Below are 21943 nucleotides of genomic sequence, written 5' to 3'. Positions count from 1 at the left end.
ATTGAAATCTTATTTTCATCTGGTATTAATCATTCGAGATTATAATAAAAGACGACCCCCTTTTAAAATATAAACCTTTAGACCCGCGGCCCGTTGCTGTGGGTCTCTTTTTTGCTTTTAAAAGTAAAGGGAGGATTGCATGGTGGTTACTCATCCTATTTACAGATAAACTATTGCACCGAAAGTACAGTCTCTAGCTCAGGGATGTATTCCTTGACCATATTTTTGTCTTCCCACCGTCCTATAACCCCAGCTGGGGCTTGACCTTCGGATACGACTAAGTACGGTTTGATGGTTACGGTACGCGGTAGAGTCTTGAAGGGTTCAAAGAGAATAGTATAAGATTCGCTAATGGGGTGAGCACCGATGGGCTTCAGTAGAACGCCATGTTCATCCACAATGTCATACTGAAGAGCGATGATGCCCCCGTTAGCACCCTTATATTTCGAAGGGATAGAAGCGAGCATCTCTTCTATGCTCTGGCCCGGTTTGGTTTTGTACGCAACGGATAACTGCGTTGTGATTGGGGTGATTTCCAGCTTACTGTTCTGTAAGTTAATGTTATCATGATGCTTGATCTCCTCTGAAGTTAGAACGGTAACAGGCGTTGATTTTGCAACAGGCAGAACGAATTGGAACGGGACATCGTAACCCTTTAACGTGACATTTACAGTCAAGTCAAACTGATCAGGGAACTGGACAGTCTGGTTAGTGCTAGTAGCGCTGGTAACCTGAACGACTAGGCTGGAAGCAGTCTCCCCGTCCATGAATTCGTAACCCCAGTTCAGAGGTTGGCCTTTATAAAGGACCTCAAACTTATCTAACGCCCCTTTATTGGCATCAGAAGGCGGTGAATTGGGCTCTGAAGCTAGACGGTTTCCAGGAGTGGTTACGTTCATAAGAATTCGAGTCCCGTCAAATAACAACGTTGGAATATTCATAGTCACCTTGCCATGGGTCACGCTTTGGTTTACGTTTGTAATGAAATTCTCGGCTTGTTGAAGACCGGGATCTCCGTTTTTTTCGCCCCATAATGAATAGATTTGTCCTAGAACCGGAATTTGCTTGAGTGCGTCAGCCATTGCGGGCGATACAAAGCCGGAAGCAAGGAGTGTAACTCCAAGGATTGCAGCGGCTGTAGTGGAAACCCACCATTTATTAATAGTTCTTGATACCTCTCTCTTTCTCTGAATGGGGGAAATGGAAGTATCGGTTTCCCTGATGATTTGATAAGTCTCATTCAGCTTGGAGCGGGCAATATCAGATAACTGATCGGGAAGTAGGCTTTGGCAGTTCCTTAATTGTTCTTCTAAGTTAGTGTTCAAGATGTCGCAACTCCCTTTTCTCGATTGATTTGAGATGAATGCTTTAGCTTTTTGCGGGCACGATGCAGCCGGGTCTTCACGGCTACCGTTGAAATTTCGAGAATGTCGGAAATTTGACTGATCGGCATGTCCTGTAGGTAATGAAGGAGAATGACAATCCTTAGGTTCTCCTCAAGATGTTGAACGGCATCCCATAATTCGATTTTCTCATAATCCTTGGAAGTGGAAGGGACGTCGGGAAGCTCTCCGGAAGGGAGGGCTCTTGAGCTGCTTTTGACCATTTTGTTGCATTCATTAATCAGAATTCGGAAGATCCACGTTTTGAAAAAAGCGGGCTCTCTGAGTGTATGGATGGACTTAAAGGCTTTAAGTATCGTCTCCTGAAGGGCATCTGCACAATCTTCGTCTTTGTTGACGATGGACCTTGCAGTTCTATATAAAGGTAATTCTATCTCTTGCATCAACTGCATGAATGCTTCAGGGTCCCCAGCTTTGGCTTTGATGACAATAGGATCTAAATGCAAAGGTTTACCTGCTTTCTTGACTTTAAATTTTAGTATGTTCGTAACGTTACGTATATATTAGATCGATTAGGTAGCAAGAAGGTTACATGGTAAAAAATAACGGATTCAAGGATAGTACCTTTCTAATAAAAGTCGCTCCCCCTTTTATGAAATAAACGTAGACCCTCAGCACGTTGCTGAGGGTCTGCATGGTAAATAGATTGGATTTCATTCAATTAGGAATAGGAGGGGCTAACCACAATTTGATGTTAGTTCCTACGGCTTGGGGAAATATCCACGATCGACTGCATGCTCTACCAAGGCGGCTACCAAATCTCTCAAGCTTGGCAAGGGAGTTAAGGAACCGGCTTTCTGAATGGAGCTCTCGCAGCCATAAAGGTATGGTGAAGTTCTAACCCCGTCACCTTCCAATAAAGGAATGGCTAATTGAACGGCTTCCTTATTGATGTTGTTGCCTCTTGTGATGACCCACTTTTCGAACTCTTTTGGCGGTAAGAGGTCAATTGAATATCCTAGTTCACTCAGCGCTTCAATGAACGCATCATAATGTACTTGAACCGGATTGCAAATGTGATAGATTTCTCCGAATGTACGCTGTTTCATTAAGGAAACCATAAAGCTGCTTGCAAAGTCGATCGGAGAGATATCCATATATGCGTCTACGACAGGCGCTTTACCTAGAAGCAGGAAGGCTTTGATCATACGATAGAAAAAGTTTTCATGTATATTTTTTTGAAAACGACCCGTCACACTGTGGCATGACAAATTACCTGCTCGATAAATCGAACATGGCAGCCCTGCCAAAATGGCTTCAGTGACGCATTTTTCTGCCAAAAGTTTACTGTTTGTATATACATTATCCAATTTTAAGCTATAAAACTCCTGATTACTTTGCGATCCCGATTCCCAATATCCTGATGATGCTATATCTTCCGGTATTCCTATGGTAGAAATAAAATGGAAAGGGATAGTCGTTCTATCATATACCAATTTCAGCAGGTTTTGAGTGCCAATCACGTTCGTAGCATGAAAATCGTCCGTACTGCCAAAATGTCTGACATCTGCACCAGCATGGATGATAGAGGTGATTTTAGTAGAAACAAACCTGCGGTCTTCGGCGCATAAGCCTAAGTCAGCATTCACCAAATCACCCTCGAGTACGAAAATCCTGTTCGTATACTTGGCAAAAAACGTTTGACCCCAATAGGAGTCCAAGGATTCCCAAACTCGGGAAATTCCGTTTTGGCCAAATTTGGGGCGAACCAGCAGGTGGAGGTTGGCTTCAGTGGTTGTTAACAACTCATATATCAGATGTGAACCCAAATACCCTGTTGCCCCAGTTAGCAAGATGTCCGAACCTAAACCGTCTTGGCCATTAATCTCCACCTTTGGAAGAAGCGGCAGCTCCCTAAGTGTTTTGTACTCGGTGACAGGCGTTTCTTTATCTTCGTCAATATCGCTGGATAACGTAGAAATATAGGCAGCCAAATCTTTCACTGTTGGATGTTCATACAAAGTATTCATCCGCAAGTTGAGGTAATCCCGCTTTAGACTCGATAAAACCGCCATAACCCCTAGAGAGTCTCCGCCGATCTCGAAGAAACTTTCGTTGCGACTGACTCGCGCAAGCCCTAAAATTTCAGACCACACGGATGCAATGGCACACTCTAATTCGCCAACCGGCTCTTCATAAGGAATATTCGTCTCCGCAAGATCGATGTTATCCATGGCGAGCAGCTTTTTTCTGTCTACTTTGCCTGTTGGCGAGAGCGGTATTTCCTTCAGGCTATAAAAAAAGCTAGGAATCATATAATAGGGAACGTACGATTTTAAATGCTCGCGCAACTCAGCGCTGGATACACGGGATTTTGAGGAGTAAAAGCAAGAAAGATGTTTTACTGTATTGTTATCCTGGATAGCAACTACGGCTGCATCGAGAACGGAAGGGTGTTTGGACAAAGCGTTCTCAATTTCGCCAATTTCAATGCGGAAGCCACGTAGTTTTAATTGTCCGTCTTTACGATATTGAAATTCGAGATTACCATCTGACAGCACTTTGACGATATCGCCCGATTTATAAACCTTGGAGTTAGGAGTGCTGCTGAATGGGTTAGTAATGAAAACTTCATTCGTTTTGTCAGGAAGATTCAAATATCCTTTGGCGAGGGCAAAGGTTTCTATGAGAAGCTCTCCTTCTTGGCCAACTTCTGCAAGCGTGTCGTCAGCTTTAACCACATAGACCTTGTAATTGCCGATAGGGGAGCCGATGGGGACAGTTATCGAATTGCTGTTCCAATAGTCCGTTATCTTGAAGGTCGTTGTAACGACGGTGCACTCAGTTGGTCCATAAGCGTTAAAAATGACGATATCCTTTCCAAACTTGTCCTGAAACTTGCGTACATGGTCGGAGAGCAGTGCTTCCCCACCTACGGTAATGTTTCTTACAGTCTGCCACATAGATTTGGAATTGGAAATTGTTGTGTCGGATAGACGATTAAATACAGATGTGGGAATACAACCAATGATAGTAATTTTTTTGCTTTCAAGAAGTGACAAAAAAAGATCAGGTGTCAATTGCTCTTCCTTAGTTAAAATAGCAAGCGTTGCACCATTGAGCAAGCAGTTGAACGTATCTAAAATAGAGGCGTCAAAACTAAATGTAGAAAACTGAGTGAGCACGTCTGCGCTCGAAATCTCCAATTGTTTAGTGAACGTATTCGAAAGATTCACAACGCCTCTGTGAGCAATCAGCGTACCTTTCGGATTGCCGGTGGAGCCGGAAGTGTAAATCACATACGCCAAATCATCCGGAGTGATGTTTGCATCCTCGAAACTGGTCTCGTCTTTCTCCAAACAATTCTCTATCGAAATGGGAGTATCGACACCTAACGTAAGACATAACTCTGCAGCGCTTTCGATGTGGCTCATCTTCATAATGAGTTGTTTGCAACTAGCGTTTTGTACAATATACCGATTGCGTTCGATAGGATGTTCCGGGTCAATGGGGACATAAATACCGCCCATTCGCAATACCCCAAGAATGGAAATGACGGTTTCGGGACTGCGCTCCATATAAATACCGACAAAATCACCTTTACGGCAGCCGGCATTGGTCAATGCGTTCGCAACCTGAGCGCTCTTTTTGAACAAATCTGCGTAAAGAATTTCATTGTTACCGTGAGAGATCGCTGCTTTACTTGCATACCTCGTTGCTACGCGCCGAAAGATGGATGATATCGTTTCTGTTGCTGGGTAGGCTTCGTACGTATTGTTGATTTGGCTGTAGATGGACGGTATTTCTGTGACGAAATTAAGCATAGTCTCTCTCCTCTATGTTTGAACTATGTTATTGGAACGGATTACACAACGACAAACGTTGTGTAATCCGGAATTCCTAACCATTTATTTCATCTCTATTTCAAATTTACCTACCATATCGCTCAATTCCTCTGCAACCGTGGAGAGCTTGCTAGCGAAAGTTGAAATGCTTTGTAAGGAAGATTCCTGAGTCAGAACCGAATCCATAATTTTGTTTGTACTTTGTGCTGTTTTTCTCGAAATACCACCCAATTCACCCATCATGGCAGTCACCTGCTCTGTACTAGCAGACATTTCTTGTGTAGCGGATGAAATATCTAGAACCTGATTAGATACGACCTGCGATGCGTCGAGAATATTGGTAAAGGATTCACCGGTGCTTCTGGCAATTTCCATCCCTTTTTGGGTTTCATTTGTACCTTGTGTCACGAATGTAGATGTGTTGTGAGTTTCCGATTGAATGTCGGCAACAAGAGTTTCAATCTGACTTGTCGAATTTTTCGATTGATCAGCAAGCTTACGAACCTCAGCGGCTACAATTGCAAAACCTCTGCCATGTTCGCCAGCTCGAGCGGCCTCAATACTTGCGTTTAAAGCAAGTAGATTGGTTTGCGCAGTTAGGTCTTTAATGAGATTGAGAATACTACCTATCTCCTCCGATTTCGATTCAAGGAGCTTGATCGTGCCTGCGGTAGAAATCGAGTTCGTATTGATGCGACCCATTTGATCCGATATCGTCTGAGCGGCCATATTGCCTTCTTCGGATAGATTTTTCATAGCATGAGAAGCATTGGCAACTTCGGTCGCGTTTTGAGCGATGACTTGCAAAGAAGCTGCAATTTCTTCAACTGATCGTCCGCATTCTTCTGTAGAATTCTTTTGCTGGTCGACATGCGTATTCATGTCTCTGATTTCTGTTGTGATCAGCTCAATGCTGTGACGATTGTCTTCAGTGATGCTGAACAGTTCGTTGGAAGCGTCGGATACACTGGAAGCTGTTTGTTTAATACTTGATAATATGTCACGAATATTAGAAAGCATCATATTGAATTTTTGATTTAATTCGCCGAAACCGCCGTTTTCCTCCAATGTGAAATTGAACTTTCCGATAGAGGCTTGTTCAATTCCACGCATTAATTGGTTGATCGGCATAAGCGTTCTTCTTGCCACCCAATATTGCGCTCCGTTGCAAATCACCAAGGCGATTAAGAGTAAAATGATCGAACTCAGGAGGAACGACTTTTGAGCATCGGGAATCACTTTAGCGTCCACATCCACGCCGAAGTAAGCTGCAACATTGCCACTATCGTCAATAATTGGGTAAAGAACGCTGACCCAAGTACCGTAATCATCTTTATAGTAAGAAGTGAAGGTCTCGGTTTTGGTTTTCAACATGTCTTTCAAACCGTTGACGATCCCTTTCGGTTGCTCATACATATCTCCGATGTTCAAACCTGCTTCTTTAAAAGCTTTAACAACGTGACTCGGGAACGAAATCAACGATGTTTTATTCCCATCCGCTAACTCAACCCCAAATATGTAAGCTTGCGCTACATTGGCATTGAAGGCAGTGTAACTATCAAATAGCTTGGTTAATCGTTGCTGCTCGCTTGCTTCATAGCTTTTATCACTTAGTGCTCCCTGGACGTCTTTATAGGTTATACCTTGTGCCCACACGGATGTCATATTATGGGTCTGCGTTCTCAACGTATCTGTTAAAATTTGATTCTGAAAATAAGCGCTGATGGAAATAAGCACGACCCCGATGACTAGCAAATTCAACATCGAGAATAAAAGATTTTTACCGAAATAGTTCTTGGTCTTCAATTTAACTGCACTCCTTAGATGCTATTTGTATTGACATAAAACGCTATAATCTGTGAATATCCCCCATTCTTCGACATTTTTTGATAATTTCAGTAGGGATAGAGGCATAAAAAAGCCTATCCCAAGGTGTTCGGGATAGGCTTACTATCACAAACTGGCGGTTTGGCAGCCATAGCTTCGAAGCTTTAGGCCCATAACTTTGCGCCCTTACCTTTCGATAAGTTTGCCCTTTACAGTTGAAACTATTGACAATTTATGACTATTATAAATTATTGATACATTACTGTAAATACCATGTGTATATATGTATTGTAAACAAATTGTGACATATGCGACTTTCAGGTGATACATAAGGATCATAAGACGACTTGTCACATAGGCAAATTGCATCAGGTGTTTCAACTGTAGAAGCTGGCTCTCGCCACTAGTCTCACCTACGGAACTATCCTAATATGTGGTATTATTTTTACATAAGTAGGAAAACGATTAGTGATAGTGCAAATATATTTTCGCATGATGTAGAAATTCATCGATCTGGATCGTCATTATAGTGAAGTCATGAAACAACCCCATTATGAATGTTGAGAGGAGCAATAACCATGAACTACACACTGCTTATGTATGAAACGACAGAGGATTTCGCCAAACGAAACGATCCGATTCACAAGGAGGCATATGCCGCAAGCTGGGCCCATTATGTTAAAGCAATGCTCGATTCCGGCATTGTTGTAAACGGTGCAGGTCTACAGGCACCGGAGACCGCGACTACGCTTACCCTCAGGGGTGGTGAAATGTTGGTTCAGGATGGGCCGATTACCGAAACTAAGGAGCATATTGGCGGTTTAATGGTTATCGACGTGCCGGATATGGATACCGCATTGGAATGGGCGGCACGTTGTCCTGGCAGCTCGGTTGAAGTCCGCCCTAACTTGCACCCGGTTACGCTATGAGCGCTATGCATGCTCAGCAAATGATTGAACAGACGGCCCGTGATTCTTACGGCCGTCTGGTTGCTTTTCTGGCTATGCGCTGGCGTGACCTAGCCGCAGCGGAGGATGCGCTTGCCGATGCTTTTCTGGCCGCGCTGGAATCATGGCCAGTGACCGGAGTACCAGATAAGCCGGAGGCCTGGTTGTTAACTGCTGCGCAGCGCCGACTGATCGACGGTACCCGGCATGCCCGTGTGCATGCCGGTGCTGAGCAGACGTTGATCGCGATGGCGAATACTACGCAGCAATGGTCCGAACTCGAAGCGTCTTTTCCCGATGAACGGCTCAAGATGCTGTTTATTTGCGCCCATCCCGAAATTGATCCAGCCGTGCGTACACCGCTCATGCTCCAGTCCGTCCTTGGCCTTGACGCAGCCCGCATTGCTTCTGCTTTCGTTGTTAAGCCTGCGACGATGGGCCAGCGGCTTACTCGTGCGAAAGCGAAACTGAAGAGCGACGCTATTATTTTCGACATGCCCGGAAAGGACGAATGGCCAGAGCGTCTTAAATCTGTGCTTGAAGCTGTCTATGCAGCTTATGGAAGTGGCTGGGATGATGTGGTCGGCGTAGATCCACGTCGGAAAGGACTGGCCGAAGAAGCCATTTTCATGGGAAGATTGATCTTACAGTTTATGCCAGGGGAATCGGAAGCGTTGGGGTTGATGGCGCTTATGCTGCACTGCGAAGCACGCCGCCATGTGCGGCGCAATGAGGCAGGTGACTATGTTCCAATAACCGAACAGGATTATTCCCGTTGGTCAATCCCGATGATTGAGGAAGCGGAGCATTGCCTCCGTGTTGCCGCGCAAGGGAACCGCATCGGACGGTTCCAGCTTGAAGCGGCTATTCAATCCGTGCATGCCCAGCGTGCCTGGACTGGGCGAACGGAATGGGAAGCAATCGCGTTGCTGTACGAGGGGCTCGTGGGTATCGCTCCAACGATCGGCGCAATCGTCGGCCGGGCGGCAGCCGTTGCTGAGGCGCGTGGGGCCGAAGTGGGGATGGCACTGCTGGAAGAAATGCCGACCGAAGCGGTCAAGAGCTATCAACCTTATTGGGCACTGAGCGCCCATTTGCTCAAGCGGATGAAGAGGTTCGAAGAAGCCCGAACCGCATACAGCCGTTCCATCGGACTGTGTATGGATCCTTCCATTCGCGTGTACCTGGAGAAGCAAGCTGGAGAATGTTAGTCAAGTCTATCTTCTCTAGCTTCGATCTCGCCATTCATTTGTTCGGCATAGGCACGTATTAGATCGTAATCGTGATTAAATTCAGGTTCTGCCATCTGTGAAGTTTCTTGTTCTTGAGAAATAGTTGTCTCATCCTTCAAATTGCCCACCCCTTCCTTTATATGGGATTAGGTTTACCTATATCCGATTTGTTATCCATTCCCTGTCTTGGAGCGATTTAGAAGGCAGATAGGCAATTAGGCAGTTATTCCTCTAAGTACATCATTTTAACGGTCATACCGCCATCTATCGTCAAGTTCTGGCCCGTAATGAATCCAGCCTTCTCGCTAGCCAAATAAAGACAAGTCTCTGCAACATCTTCAGGCCTGCCTACTCGGCCTACTGGATGCTGGCTTTTATCCACTTCCGTGTGGGAAAAGCTGCCCTCATCCCTTACTTCAATCCACCCTGGAGATATCGCGTTGACACGAATACCGTAGCCGCCTAAACTGATGGCCATCGCATGGGTCAGTGCAGAGATGCCTCCCTTGGAGGCTGAATATGCCTCGGTATTAGGCTCAGACATAACAGCTCTAGTTGACGAGAGATTAATGATGGCGCCGCCTCTGTCTTGTGCTTTCATGATGCGGGCTGCAGCCTGTGAACAGTGAAAAGTACCTCCCAGATTTACGGAAATGACCCGCTGAAACTGCTCAGCGCTAAGCTCCAATACATCGGTATTGTGCATGATCCCTGCATTATTCACCAACACATCGATGCTTCCCAAAACGGAGGACGTACGTTCCATCCATTGCTCAACCTCCTCAATCTTGGAGACGTCGACCTTCATGAAGAGTGCATTATCCGCAAAAGGGCGTAGAAGCTCTATTGTCTCTAATCCTCGATCTTGATGAATATCCGCTATGGATATGCCATACCCTTTTTGTGCAAAAGAAAGTGCAATGGCTCGTCCGATGCCCTGACCTCCGCCCGTAATGACTGCGATTTTTCGCATATGAATCACCTCTATCCCTATTTTCCAACAGTGTAACACAACTGATGCTTTAACATACCTGTTCCCTCTTGACTCTGACACTAATGTTAACGTTTATACTGAGATTATCTCGAGTAGAAATCTGCCTGAAAGGAAGTATGATACGTTATGACGATTACGCCACAAGAAGAAATCATGATTAAAGCTCTTCGTGAAGCAGCATTGCCTCCATTATTTGTGCTCATACGAATTAGAAATGAGATTGCAAATGACACTATCAATGTCGAGGAGAGCCGTAGAGATGACGTGGTGAAAACATTAGAACAATACATCGCCCCACTTTGGGAAGATTATCATAAAGATCGAAAATGAAAGCCGCTGAAGGATGCGGTGGCAAGTGATCGTTTAGATCTTATTGCTTCTTATTGCTACTGCACAATTAGTATAAAATGGATGAAAGATTACAGAGACCTTCAGCCTGTTGCTGGGGTCTTCTTTGTCACTTAAGGAAAAATATGGTATGTTGTGAATAATTGAAATACCGTATTGACCAATAGGAGTGTGATGACAATGCAACAGGCATCTGATTATCTGTTTATGGGTTCTTTAATTTTTTTGGTAATAAGTGTCCTCATATTTTTTGTGGGAAGTGGAGGCATGTCTAGTTATAACAATGTTTCCAATGCCACAGGTGCTTTAACAGATTTACAAATGAATCATGATCACAAAAAAATGTTAGACACGCAAAACAACCGGTTAGTTAGACTTTTTAAATCCTATCTATTTTGGATTCCTGTGGCAGGAATCATTGTTTCTATTGTGTTATCTAAAATGTAGGGGGCGCGGATCCCAGTATTTTGAATATTTGTAGGAAGTATCATATTTCTTTCCAATAATCATTAGCTCAGAAAAATGGAAAATATGAGCAAATGATTGTTTCGGAACCTCTTTCCAAACTGATAAGCTGAGTCTGAGCTTGGGTGAGGCGAGGGGGGATGCGTAAACTTGTAAGCGGTTTCTGATACGTTATAACAATTCTACGTGGGAGGAATTACATTGAAAAAAAGTGTTTCGAAGGTAACGAGTTATGTATTATTGTTTGCTTTGGCGCTATCTATTATCGCAAGCGGAGTGGCCAGTAAAGCCGTACACGCTATCGGTGTTACGATCACGGGCAGTGGAGGCTGGAATGAGACGGCCTATGTAGAATGGTCACCTATAAGCAATGCTCAAGGTTATAATGTATATGTTAAACCTGCAAGTGCCGCAGATTCTCAATATGTACAAATTGATACACAATTAATCCGACAATACCCATCCAAATGGCGAGCTGATGCTGTAGGGCTTGCAGCTGGAAATTATGTAATGAAAGTAGAAGCCGTACTGTCTGGCGGTTCAAAAGAAAGTACGATTACAAATACGCTCTCCGTATCGGCACATGACAGATCTGGTTTTGCTTTTTCCAGTGACTCACCATTCGGCACAGGTTCAGGCGCTTATAATGATAATGGAACACTTAAGAATGGTGCTCAAGTTATTTATATAACTTCTGCGACTGCACAAACAGTATCTCTTGATGTGATAACTAGCAGCTCAGGTACGAAACAAACAGGCGTTGGATTAGGTGCTATTATGGCACTAAGACAAAAAGGGTATGATAAGACACCACTTGCCATCCGATTTATTGGAAAAGTGACAGATGCCAACATGAGTGGACAACTGAACAGCAGTGGATTTCTTCAAGTAAAAGGTAACGCCAATTATGCGGAAATGAATATTACCTTAGAAGGTATCGGACAAGATGCTTATGCGTATGGATGGGGATTCTTACTTAGAGCTGTTGGTAATGTAGAAGTAAGAAACTTTGGTATCGCGTTATTTCCTGACGATGGCGTTTCACTTGATACAGGTAATGTGAATGTTTGGGTGCATAATAATGATATTTTATATGGAAAAGCAGGCGGAGATGCTGACCAAGCCAAAGGCGATGGTTCAACTGACCTGAAAAAAGGATCAACCTATCTGACAATCTCATACAATCACTATTGGGATTCGGGAAAAGCGGCTCTAGTCGGTTTTGATGATTCGGCAGAATTCTTTGCAACATTCCATCATAACTGGTTTGATCATTCAGACTCTCGTCATCCACGTATACGAACAGGATCTATTCATATTTATAATAACTTCTTTGATGGCGTCTCCAAATATGGTACGGGTGCTACAACAGCAAGTAATGCCTTTGTAGAATCAAATTATTGGAGAAATGCTCATAATCCAATGATGATTTCTTTACAAGGCACGGATATTAAAGATGGTGTTGCTAATGGCACATTCTCCGGTGAAGCAGGAGGCATGATTAAAGCCTACAATAATACGATTGATAATCCGAATAGTCTCATTTATGCAAATTCCAACGCAGGAACAGCTCCAGCTAATGCAACATCATTTGATGCCTACTTAGCTTCATCTAGAAATGAAACAGTTCCCAGTTCATACAAAACATTAGTAGGTGGAACAGCTTATAATAACTTTGATACATTGAAAGATACGGGAGTAACTGTAGCGAACATTGATGCTGTCAGCACGGTTGAACAAGTGGTTACTGCAGAAGCTGGACGCCTAAATAAGGGAGACTTCACATGGGATTTTGTTGATTCCGTTGATGACAGCTCGTCCACCCTTAATTCACCACTGATGACCAAAATACTAAATTACACATCTCAACTTGTATCAGTAGGTGGTAATTCAACACCTCCAACGGGTACTCCAGCACCAACGTCTACACCAACAACTACACCGGCACCAACAGCCACACCAACAACTACACCAGCACCAACGTCTACACCGGGTACATCCATTGTGCATAACTTTACCACAGACGGCAAAATAAGCAGCTTCTTCACAATTGTTGGGAACCTTTCAACGAGTAAAGGAACAGTGGTATATAATGGTTTAACACTAACGCAATGTTTAAAAATAGAAAGCTCAACCAGTGTGGGGTTTACCACTACATCAGCTAAAACATTAACATTAGTGTTTAATCCAGCAAATGGACTCAAAGTTAAGATAGACGGAACAAGTTATGCAATGACCAATGGCATTGTCAGTGTTTCACTTGCACCAGGCGCACATACCATTATCAAAGAGGATGTTACAAATCTTTATTACATGAAGCTAGAATAGAAGTTAATAAAGGCTGCCGACAGTATCGCGATATTCGCATATTGTTGGTAGTTTTTTTTTGCATAACCACCGAACGGGTATGAAAATGGGATAACTTTACAATTCCATTTTCACTCTTTATAATATAGGAATATACGTTCCTGTTAAGGGGGTCTTGAGTTGATAAAGAGTAAAGAGGATATTATTGCTCTTATACGTGCGGATGAATGGATGATGGACATCCTCAGGGCTGCTCGGTCCCTACAGCTTCCCGATTGGTGGGTGTGTGCAGGCTTCGTTCGGTCAAAAATCTGGGATACCCTTCATGATTATGAAGAACGAACGCCACTCTCCGATGTAGATGTCATCTATTTTGATGCTTCAAATGTAAATGAGGATACTGAAAAACAATACGAGGAACAGTTAAATCAAATCATACCAAACATTCCTTGGTCCGTTAAAAACCAGGCAAGAATGCATGTGGTCAATGACAATCCTCCCTATTCATCTTCTACTGATGCAATGTCCAAGTTCCCTGAGACAGCAACAGCTTTGGGGTTGACGTTAGACAATCAGGATCATGTACGGTTAACTGCCCCATGTGGAATTGACGATGTACTTCAAATCATAATTAGGCCAACCCCCTATTTCTTAGAGAATAAGCATCTTGCTGCAATATATGAAAAACGAATCGTACAAAAGAACTTTAAAGGCAAGTGGAATAAAGTGACTGTGATTTCGCACAAGTGATGTTCTCATATTCCCGAAGATAGTGGACGCATATGATACAGTTGAACATCTACAACAAAAAGTCGCATTTGGAGTTCTTTCAAACCCAATGTGGAGAATAGTAGAAATGTTAGGGTTGATACTACTGGGCATAGTCGTTTATTTTACTTGGAGGAAACTGGTTGCGAATAGAGTTGGGGGAGTGGAGAGGAAGTAGAAGTAGAAGTAGAAGTAGAAGTAGAAGTAGAAGTAGAAGTAGAAGTAGAAGTAGAAGTAGAAGTAGAAGTAGAAGTATAGATTGCCGAGCCAGCATGGTGATTTGTTAGGTAGGAAGTTTCGTAAATCTCCTGTACGCCAGATGAATAAATGGATTTCCTACAGTTAATTTCTCGGATTTTTCAACCAAATCCAGAATAGATGGAGAACCTGCAGTTAATTTTAACCATTTTACCCAACCTGAACAAAAGAGGCTGTTTTACCTACATATTTTACAGTTAAATTGAATTTTTCGGGTAATTGCACATAAATAGCTGTATATTTTCCAGTTAATACAAATGTGTAGTGCATTAGCCTCTGCTAACCTACAAACGCCACCAACACCGTCCGAGCGCCAAAGGAGCATTCCAATGAACTTATCTGATCTTCAGAAACATCTACCATCCCTGGAGAACGTGACCGAAATTTCACGGATTACGAAAGGATTCTCCTTTGACAGCAAGTATTTCATATATGAAAATAGCGAAACGCCTCAATATGTATTACGCACGGCACCTCTGAAGCAACTGCCAAAAAAACGATCAGAATTTGAAGTTATTGCTAACGTATTTGATCGCGGGGTAAAAACTTCGAAACCCTTACAATTCGGTGCGATCGAGTCACTAGATATTTGTTACATGCTGCTGAGCTATGTGGAAGGGGAGGATGCTTTTGATATTTTGCCTTCCTTGTCGGATGATGAACAATACCAAATTGGCCTGCTAGCTGGGGAAGAGCTGCGTATCATGCATGACATAGCTGCTCCTCACATAGAGGAAGACTGGTATGAAAAGAGATTCTCTAAACATATGCGTCAATATGAAACTTATCGCAATTGCGGAGTTAAGCTTGCCGAAGAGGATGAGATTATCTCCTTTATTAATCAGAATGCGCACTACATGGTCAATCGTCCCAATCGCTTTCAGCATGATGATTTTCACACGAGCAATCTACTCATTCACAATCGCAGCTACGCGGGGGTCATTGATTTTAACCGTTACGACTGGGGGGACCCATACCATGATTTTTTGAAAATCGCCTACTTTAGCCGCGAGGTTAGTATCCCATTCTGCAGGGGGCAAATACGAGGTTACTTTAATGGCACTGTTCCAGATGAGTTCTGGCATTTGTATGCGTTGTACACGGCTATGATTATTTTCCCGACAGTAACTTGGACGCTGCAGGTGGTTCCCGAGCAACTTGAATCCATGTTGGGTCGAATTCGGGTTGTGTTAGAGGATCATCAAAACTTCGAAAAGTGTATGCCCATTTGGTTTACTTCGTGAGTGGAGGAATGTTGTTGTGTATGAACAGGAGGTAACCATCCGTCCATATCAAGATTCAGATGCGGAGTCTATTGTCGCTATTATTAATCGTGATTCCCTGCATTTACAAAATGGTATGCACATTCATGAATTTGAACGGTTTTTGGATGAGCCAGGTGCAAGGACCCGTGAGCATACATTTGTCGCTAATCTTCATGATCAAATCGTAGGCTATATCTCGCTTTGTTTCGTTGAGACAACGAATGGCAGGAAGGTCGATAGCTTCTCAGCAGTCGATATCCCTTGGCGCCGCAAGGGGATTGGAACAATCCTATTCCAGTTTATTCTTAACCATTTGAACGCAGTTGTCAGTCAAGAGGATCGAACGATTCATTTCGTGCTTCGCGTAGATTCACGAACGACAGGAATGCTTGAATTAGCACGTTCACATGGTATGGAGAAGAAACATACGTTACTGCTGCTTCGAAAAGATGACCTTGTGCATATACGTAATTGTTATGTTACTCCTAACTATTCTTTTAAATCGCCGACATTACAGCAGGCAGATGCCTGGGCTTCCATTTACAATGATGCTTTTCAAGGTAAAAAAACGGTCGAAAGTGTGGTCTACGAGCTCGAAGGTGCTAGTCATTCTGACTTAAACATATTGGCATTTCATCCGGGTGAGGATGAACCGGTCGCTTTCATTTCTTCGCAATTAGTTGGCGACAGAGGGGACATCGCTACCATCGCCGTTAAACAGGACTATCAAGGTAGAGGGATAGGGCATGCCTTACTTATCGAAAATCTGCTTCGATTAAAAAATGCGGGAGCCAATGAGATAACACTAAGTGTCAATTCAGCTAATTTGAAGGCGATTAGGTTGTACGAAAAAGTAGGGTTTACCACCTATGCGACACGTAGTTATTTTTTTAAACAAATAAGCCCTGCCCTTGAAGTACCACTAAGCTCTAAATAGCAACAGATAGCTCCTGTCAACTGGCATATACAAGCTTATCTTACATACAATGGAGATGTACAAGATACCGCTTGACTATGGGGGAGCTATGAAGCCAAAAACGCTCATGATTTTACAAATCGCTGCAACGTATATGGGGACTGTGGTAGGGGCGGGATTTGCCTCGGGGCAGTCCATTATGCATTTCTTCACCATCTACGGAGCCTATGGCGGAGTTGGCATAGGGATTGCAACGGCTTTTTTTATATGGATTGGGACGAAAATGATGGTCCTCGCGCATCGACTTAAGGCGTCTTCTTATCAGGAGTTGAACGATTATTTATTTGGCAAGTTATTTGGCAAAGTCGCGAATACCTTGACGTTTATCATCCTATTCGGTGTGACCGCTGTGATGATGTCGGGGACTGGCTCTATTTTCGAGGAGCAGTTGAGACTGCCCTATCAATTTGGGGTCATCATTAGCATGTTGCTATGCTACTTGGTCATGAGCAAAGGAATGCATGGCATTCTAGCGGTTAATTCACTTGTAATGCCGTTGATGCTTTTTTTCATGGTGCTTGTGATCATCCGAGTTGTTGGCATAGATGGGATTGGGGAAGCGACGAATTGGCAAGAACTAGAAACCAGCACCCATTTGAAATGGATCATGAGTCCACTTACGTATGTAGCCTTAAATTTTGCTTTTGCCCAAGCGGTCTTGGTGCCGTTAGGTAGTGAGGTGCAGGATGAGAGCATTCTGAAGTGGGGCGGCCTATGGGGTGGCATTGGGCTTGGTGTTATGCTATTGATCAGTCACTTTGCGATACATTCGCGGATGCCGGAGATTTTGAATTTTGAAATTCCGATGGCTGAAATAATACGAGGTTTTGGACGGTTCTTCCATGTCCTATTCATCGTCGTTATTTACGGGGAAATTGTTACGACGTTAATTGGAAATGTGTTCGGCATCACCCGACATATTAGGCGCATATATCCACTGCCACACAATTGGGTAGTTCTGGCTATTTTGCTGATCTGTTTATTAATCAGTCAGGTTGGTTTTACTTCGCTTCTTACCTATCTATACCCACTTTTCGGGTATATGGGGATGATCCTGCTTATTTTTCTAATAGCAAGGCCTATGCCTGGTAAATAATTTAACATCATAGATGAAGGAGCTTTCTTAATGTTGGTTCAAAACATAGCTAATTTGGAAATCCGCCGTTTAGGGCACAGGGATGTTCCAGCTATTCATGCGCTTATGGTTGACGTTGTATCTCGTCTCGCTTCACAAGAACATTTCGCGATGGGCGATGAACAGTACTTAAACACGCATATCGAGGAAAACGGTGAAACCTACGGTGCTTTTCTAAATGGGGAGCTTATGGCTTATTCCATTCTGGCGTTCCCTGGTTCGAGTGAAAGCAATTTGGGCAGGGAGTTCGGGGTGCCTGAGTCAGATTTATCATACGTAGCGATTCTCGATGCAACGATTGTCCACGAAACCGTTCGTGGCCGGGGATTGCAACGCTATTTCCATGAATTACGGGAACAACGTGCCCGAGAATGCGGCAGCCGATACCTCTATTCCACTGTTCATCCCGACAATGTGGTGAGCAAACATAATTTAGAAGCGGCAGGGTTCGTCCTTCAATTTACCCGCCCAATGTACAATGGGAAGCCAAGGCACTGTTATGCCAAATGGTTAAATGGGACAGGTTAGTTGAAGTGAATTGTAATATTCTGTACAATCATATGGGTAGATGTGCTTACCAAATCTATTTGAAACGGAGAATGGACAATGATCAGCAAAGTCGGTCAAATTATGCTGTATGTGAATGATCAAGACGCATCATTGAAATTTTGGACGGAAAAATTGGGGTTCATCCTTGTTTCGGAAGAAAATCATGGGCCAATGAAATGGTTCGAAATTGCTCCAAAGGATGATGCCCAAACGAGTATCATACTCCACAATAAAGAGCTTATTGCCCAAATGCAGCCGCAACTAAACCTGGACACGCCTTCGCTATTGTTTTTCTCTGAAGATCTTGAAAGCCTATATGCCGAATTCAAAGAGAAAGACATTACCGTTGGTGACCTTGTAACAATGCCTACGGGAAGAGTGTTTAACTTCGCGGATGACGAAGGAAATTACTTTGCAATTCTGGAAAAGAAATAATTTTTCCTACCATGTATAAATGGCATTCATTTAGGCAATACTAGCTTTTATTGCGTAAAATGAAATTAGAAGTAAACCTGTTTACCGGATAATGTTCGAATTATAAAATGTATCCATATTGGAATGAAAATTGTTGAAGTATTGCCTGCAATATGTTTAATTTCTCCTTTCGGATAAACGCAAGAATGAAGAAGCTGTGATCATAGATCCAGCTTTTTTTGTGCTTTCCAAGGATGGAATGGGAAGAGTCAGACAAAACCTGCTGTCATATGTTAAAATAAGGAAAAGTTAGAAGCGAATAGAACGTCTATCGGAGGTGTACAATGATTTACTTGGAAACAGCGAGATTACGATTACGCAACTGGGTAGAAACTGATCTCGAACCATTTCGTCAGCTTAATGCGGATGAAGAGGTGATGACGTATTTTCCTAAAACTTTATCGAAAGACGAAACAGATACGTTCTATAGATCTATTTTATCAGAATTTCAAGAATGCGGATTTGGGTTATATGCCGTGGAAGTAAAAGAAAACCAAGAGTTTATCGGGTTTATTGGATTTCACAGGGCCAACTTGGAGTCTGATTTTACCCCATGTATCGAGATTGGATGGCGGCTGAAAAAAGCAGCCTGGGGAAAAGGCTATGCGACCGAGGGGGCCGAGGCCTGTTTGCACTATGGATTCAAGGAATTAGGTTTTCCTAAAGTGTACAGTTGGACAGCGGAGATCAACAAGCCTTCGAGCAATGTGATGAACAAGATCGGCATGCAGTTTATTAAAATGTTCAACCACCCGAAGGTGGGGTTGGATAGTGCTTTGTGTAGACATGTTTTGTATACCAAGGTTGCACAGCAGGAGGACTATGTTTTTAAAAATAAGTAAAGTGACGTTAGCGATGGTTATTATTTGTATCGCACTTTATAGCACAGTGACTCAAAACTTTGAAGTCATGCCATATTTAATGTTATGTCTTTCTGTATTCAGTTTAGTGTTGGGATTAATCGAGTTTCAAAGAACTCGAAAGGGCTTTATAGGTTATATTTTTATGATTTTATCACTATGTATTATGTTTACCTCCATAAAGGGCTTCTTGATCGGTTAGCACCCAACCATGTTATATATAGTTAAAGCAGTTTTAGAACTAGGGATATCCAATTAGCAGATTTCACACATCGTGAAGGAGTTGACCTTCGTATGACTGCCCATTTACCGCGAAAGATCACAAGAAGAGCCTTTTTGAGCACATCGAGCAAAGTTGTACTAGGCGTGTCTGGCGTGTTGCTTGGGGATACAGCGTTGTTTTATTACGGAGCGGTTCATGGGAAAAAGCTGGATAATCCAGACACACGGAAGATTCCGTCTAGTTTCGTAAAGGTTGGCGCAGTAGAGCAACTACACGCGATAACTGGCTATGAGAAGGTTTTTTATACCGCTACGATCGAAGATGCCTGGGTAAAGACGCCTAAGCAGGGCTTCGTCTATGTGACCAAGGATGAGCGCGGCGCGCTTGTTATCCTTTCACCGGCATGTACGCACCTGGGCTGTTCGGTAGAGCCAGCAACAGAAGCGCAACGAAGTCGGAAAAAGGAGCTCTTCTTCTGGTGTCCCTGTCACGGAGCCGAATTCGATATCGTGGGAACGTCTGTCGGTATGGGGCTGCCGGAATTAGAAAGGTATAAACCACTCCTCATTGAAGGTGATGTGTATGTGGATATTTCGACACCTGAGAAGCGAGCATGATTGTATGCATAAAAAAAGGAGCTAGGCGCAGCCGCGCCAGCTCCTTTTCCACTTCCGAAACAGCCTCTTCAGCATGACTGCTTAGGCATTTCTTCTTCGTGCCCAAAACTGCTTCCATTGAAAATAGATGAAGCATCCAAAGCAAAATCCACATAAAGCGAGCACGACAGCTATGGTAAGCATGCTTAGTGCGATATAGGCAAGTGTCGTAATTTTTAAAAGCAAAGCCGTAAGGGTTACGATAAGAAATAGGATAGCTAACAAGTTGTTGAAACGAAGCAACTCGCGGCTTTCCGTTCGTGTGCTAACCGGAAAAAGTGGAGAGAACAGCCGCACAAATACATTGTATTTCACGCCATAAGTACGACTAATCAGCTGAACAATTAACGGAAGGACGAGAATCCATAACTGCTGACTGAGAACACTGACCAGTATACTTAGTAGAATTCCTAGTTGATTACCCCGCACGCGATGCAAGGGAACTTCATCTACACAATCGTAGTCGCCACGCCAAAGTTGGGTTGCCATCTTCATCCTCCGTTCACAATGGATAGTTATTATGATCATTATACATTAATTCATAGTAATCTGATAGGAATAAATAAAATTATTTTTAACGCGGACTTTTCATAAACATACTCGGGGTCATGCCCTGCCATTTACGGAACTGATTCGTGAAATGATTATAATTTTGAAAACCAACATCGTAACAAACGTCCGAAGCACTGCGTCCCGTATGGGCTAGCATCATAACGGCTTGTTGGATCCGCATGCGATTCAGTGTATCGATAATGGAGTAGCCTGTGCTCTCTTTGAAAAGGTGAGATAATCTCGACGGGGAGAGACCGACGGTCTGCGCAAGATCTTCAAGCCGAATCTGTTCGCGCATCTGCCCAGAGAGTAGATGGAGAACCTCTTCAATGCGGGGATCCATTTTGCGTATGTTTTTCTGCGCCATGATGAGTAGGATTTCTCGCAAGGAGCTGCAACAGAGCTCGAACCAATACTCGCCGCGTTCCCGCGAATCTGCCAATATGCGGGTGAAAGCTAGGTGAATTCGCTCCTGGATGGACTCGTTCTCGATCATGACGAGGAGCTGATTCTCCTGAGGAAGCAAGTTGGTTTCAGAAAGTGTAGAGGGGAAATGTGCCCATACGAATTGCCAGGTGTGGTTTGTCAAAGTGCCATAGTGTTGGGGAGTTCCAGGTGCTAATAAAACGAGGGCTCCCTTCTTACAGACATGTTCTGTACCTTGGTAGTTAACAAAGCCTGCTCCTTCTAGTGTGAAAATTAACAACCAATCATCCCGACCTTGAGGACGTTTAGTCACATACGTATCTGATTCTATGTAATGGCCGGCGAACAACCCATTTGCATCCAATATCATGTTGGATAATCCCTTCTTTACCTGTTCAAGATAGATTTCATTATAACATGAAATAGCAGGATTGTAGGAATCATTAGCAAGATTATTACTTCTATGTAACCGGTTATTTCGATATGCTAAAGA

21 protein-coding genes, 1 pseudogene and 1 riboswitch are annotated in these 21943 nt (G+C 43.4%); of the genes and pseudogenes, 14 read left to right on the top strand and 8 right to left on the bottom strand.

Annotation, left to right across the window (positions count from 1 at the left end):
• Nucleotides 1-170: 170 nt before the first annotated feature.
• The 4 genes from GC096_RS27670 to GC096_RS27655 form a co-directional block, all read right to left on the bottom strand.
• Entirely contained in the window at nucleotides 171-1325 is a 1155-nt protein-coding gene (locus GC096_RS27670; protein WP_171634715.1) for a DUF4179 domain-containing protein, read from the bottom strand.
• The gene (locus GC096_RS27665; RefSeq protein WP_171634714.1) at nucleotides 1322-1849 is read right to left on the bottom strand and encodes a sigma-70 family RNA polymerase sigma factor; all 528 of its coding nucleotides are present in this window, start codon (nucleotides 1847-1849) and stop codon (nucleotides 1322-1324) included. Before GC096_RS27665 ends, GC096_RS27670 begins: the two co-directional genes overlap by 4 nt.
• Before the next feature lie 255 nt (nucleotides 1850-2104).
• Complete coding sequence (locus GC096_RS27660; protein ID WP_171634712.1) at nucleotides 2105-5167, bottom strand: amino acid adenylation domain-containing protein; 3063 nt, start codon at nucleotides 5165-5167, stop codon at nucleotides 2105-2107.
• 84 nt (nucleotides 5168-5251) lie between these two features.
• The gene (locus GC096_RS27655) at nucleotides 5252-6994 is read right to left on the bottom strand and encodes a methyl-accepting chemotaxis protein (protein WP_171634710.1); all 1743 of its coding nucleotides are present in this window, start codon (nucleotides 6992-6994) and stop codon (nucleotides 5252-5254) included.
• Nucleotides 6995-7147: 153 nt separating this feature from the next.
• A riboswitch (cyclic di-GMP riboswitch) is annotated at nucleotides 7148-7232 on the bottom strand.
• Between the two features lie 361 nt (nucleotides 7233-7593).
• On the opposite strand from GC096_RS27655, the gene GC096_RS27650 reads away from it, so the two are divergent.
• The 3 genes and pseudogenes from GC096_RS27650 (at nucleotide 7594) to GC096_RS27645 (ending at nucleotide 9173) form a co-directional block, all read left to right on the top strand.
• Nucleotides 7594-7944 carry a YciI family protein gene (locus tag GC096_RS27650; protein WP_171634708.1) on the top strand — a complete coding sequence of 117 codons (351 nt, stop codon included), beginning with the start codon at nucleotides 7594-7596 and terminating at the stop codon, nucleotides 7942-7944.
• Nucleotides 7941-8162 (top strand): annotated as a pseudogene (locus tag GC096_RS39165) (sigma factor); the annotation flags it as partial. The gene GC096_RS27650 and the pseudogene GC096_RS39165, both read left to right, overlap by 4 nt.
• 111 nt (nucleotides 8163-8273) lie before the next feature.
• Nucleotides 8274-9173 carry an RNA polymerase sigma factor gene (locus tag GC096_RS27645; protein ID WP_246303027.1) on the top strand — a complete coding sequence of 300 codons (900 nt, stop codon included), beginning with the start codon at nucleotides 8274-8276 and terminating at the stop codon, nucleotides 9171-9173.
• Here the strand turns inward: GC096_RS27645 and GC096_RS27640 are convergent.
• Both GC096_RS27640 and GC096_RS27635 read right to left on the bottom strand, forming a co-directional pair.
• A complete protein-coding gene (locus GC096_RS27640) occupies nucleotides 9170-9313 on the bottom strand; it encodes a hypothetical protein (protein ID WP_171634705.1) in 144 nt (47 codons plus the stop codon). The two genes, GC096_RS27645 and GC096_RS27640, sit on opposite strands and share 4 nt — an antisense overlap.
• 104 nt (nucleotides 9314-9417) lie before the next feature.
• Complete coding sequence (locus GC096_RS27635; protein ID WP_171634703.1) at nucleotides 9418-10167, bottom strand: SDR family NAD(P)-dependent oxidoreductase; 750 nt, start codon at nucleotides 10165-10167, stop codon at nucleotides 9418-9420.
• 147 nt (nucleotides 10168-10314) lie between these two features.
• Here GC096_RS27635 and GC096_RS27630 point away from each other — a divergent pair, with 147 nt between their 5' ends.
• The 11 genes from GC096_RS27630 (at nucleotide 10315) to GC096_RS27580 (ending at nucleotide 20433) form a co-directional block, all read left to right on the top strand.
• Nucleotides 10315-10518 carry a hypothetical protein gene (locus GC096_RS27630; RefSeq protein WP_171634702.1) on the top strand — a complete coding sequence of 68 codons (204 nt, stop codon included), beginning with the start codon at nucleotides 10315-10317 and terminating at the stop codon, nucleotides 10516-10518.
• A gap of 198 nt (nucleotides 10519-10716) precedes the next feature.
• On the top strand, nucleotides 10717-10983 hold the full coding sequence (locus GC096_RS27625; protein ID WP_171634700.1) for a hypothetical protein: 267 nt from the start codon (nucleotides 10717-10719) through the stop codon (nucleotides 10981-10983).
• 219 nt (nucleotides 10984-11202) lie between these two features.
• Nucleotides 11203-13329, top strand: a complete 2127-nt coding sequence (locus tag GC096_RS27620) for a pectate lyase family protein (RefSeq protein ID WP_171634699.1) — start codon at nucleotides 11203-11205, stop codon at nucleotides 13327-13329.
• A 210-nt stretch (nucleotides 13330-13539) separates the two neighbouring features.
• Nucleotides 13540-14058 (top strand): nucleotidyltransferase family protein, encoded by a 519-nt coding sequence (locus GC096_RS27615; protein WP_171634857.1) that lies wholly within the window; start codon nucleotides 13540-13542, stop codon nucleotides 14056-14058.
• A gap of 605 nt (nucleotides 14059-14663) precedes the next feature.
• A complete protein-coding gene (locus GC096_RS27610) occupies nucleotides 14664-15578 on the top strand; it encodes an aminoglycoside phosphotransferase family protein (protein ID WP_171634697.1) in 915 nt (304 codons plus the stop codon).
• Between the two features lie 16 nt (nucleotides 15579-15594).
• Nucleotides 15595-16536, top strand: coding sequence for a GNAT family N-acetyltransferase (locus GC096_RS27605; protein WP_171634695.1), 942 nt, complete (start codon nucleotides 15595-15597; stop codon nucleotides 16534-16536).
• A gap of 88 nt (nucleotides 16537-16624) precedes the next feature.
• Nucleotides 16625-17671, top strand: coding sequence for a YkvI family membrane protein (locus GC096_RS27600; RefSeq protein WP_171634694.1), 1047 nt, complete (start codon nucleotides 16625-16627; stop codon nucleotides 17669-17671).
• 30 nt (nucleotides 17672-17701) lie between these two features.
• Entirely contained in the window at nucleotides 17702-18238 is a 537-nt protein-coding gene (locus GC096_RS27595) for a GNAT family N-acetyltransferase (protein ID WP_171634692.1), read from the top strand.
• A gap of 78 nt (nucleotides 18239-18316) precedes the next feature.
• Nucleotides 18317-18694, top strand: a complete 378-nt coding sequence (locus GC096_RS27590; protein WP_171634690.1) for a VOC family protein — start codon at nucleotides 18317-18319, stop codon at nucleotides 18692-18694.
• 323 nt (nucleotides 18695-19017) lie between these two features.
• On the top strand, nucleotides 19018-19575 hold the full coding sequence (locus GC096_RS27585) for a GNAT family N-acetyltransferase (RefSeq protein ID WP_171634688.1): 558 nt from the start codon (nucleotides 19018-19020) through the stop codon (nucleotides 19573-19575).
• Nucleotides 19576-19887: 312 nt separating this feature from the next.
• Nucleotides 19888-20433 (top strand): Rieske 2Fe-2S domain-containing protein, encoded by a 546-nt coding sequence (locus GC096_RS27580; RefSeq protein ID WP_171634686.1) that lies wholly within the window; start codon nucleotides 19888-19890, stop codon nucleotides 20431-20433.
• A gap of 81 nt (nucleotides 20434-20514) precedes the next feature.
• Here the strand turns inward: GC096_RS27580 and GC096_RS27575 are convergent, their stop codons facing one another.
• Both GC096_RS27575 and GC096_RS27570 read right to left on the bottom strand, forming a co-directional pair.
• Complete coding sequence (locus GC096_RS27575; protein WP_246303000.1) at nucleotides 20515-20961, bottom strand: DUF4395 domain-containing protein; 447 nt, start codon at nucleotides 20959-20961, stop codon at nucleotides 20515-20517.
• A gap of 85 nt (nucleotides 20962-21046) precedes the next feature.
• Nucleotides 21047-21820: a helix-turn-helix domain-containing protein gene (locus tag GC096_RS27570; RefSeq protein ID WP_171634683.1), complete on the bottom strand. Its 774-nt coding sequence runs from the start codon at nucleotides 21818-21820 to the stop codon at nucleotides 21047-21049.
• Nucleotides 21821-21943: the final 123 nt, after the last annotated feature.

Source organism: Paenibacillus plantarum (assembly GCF_013141695.1).
In the GTDB taxonomy this organism is placed as follows: Bacteria; Bacillota; Bacilli; order Paenibacillales; family NBRC-103111; genus Paenibacillus_E; species Paenibacillus_E plantarum.
The sequence above is the reverse complement of the archived record's forward strand: the minus strand, read 5'-3'. Positions and strand labels throughout refer to the sequence as shown.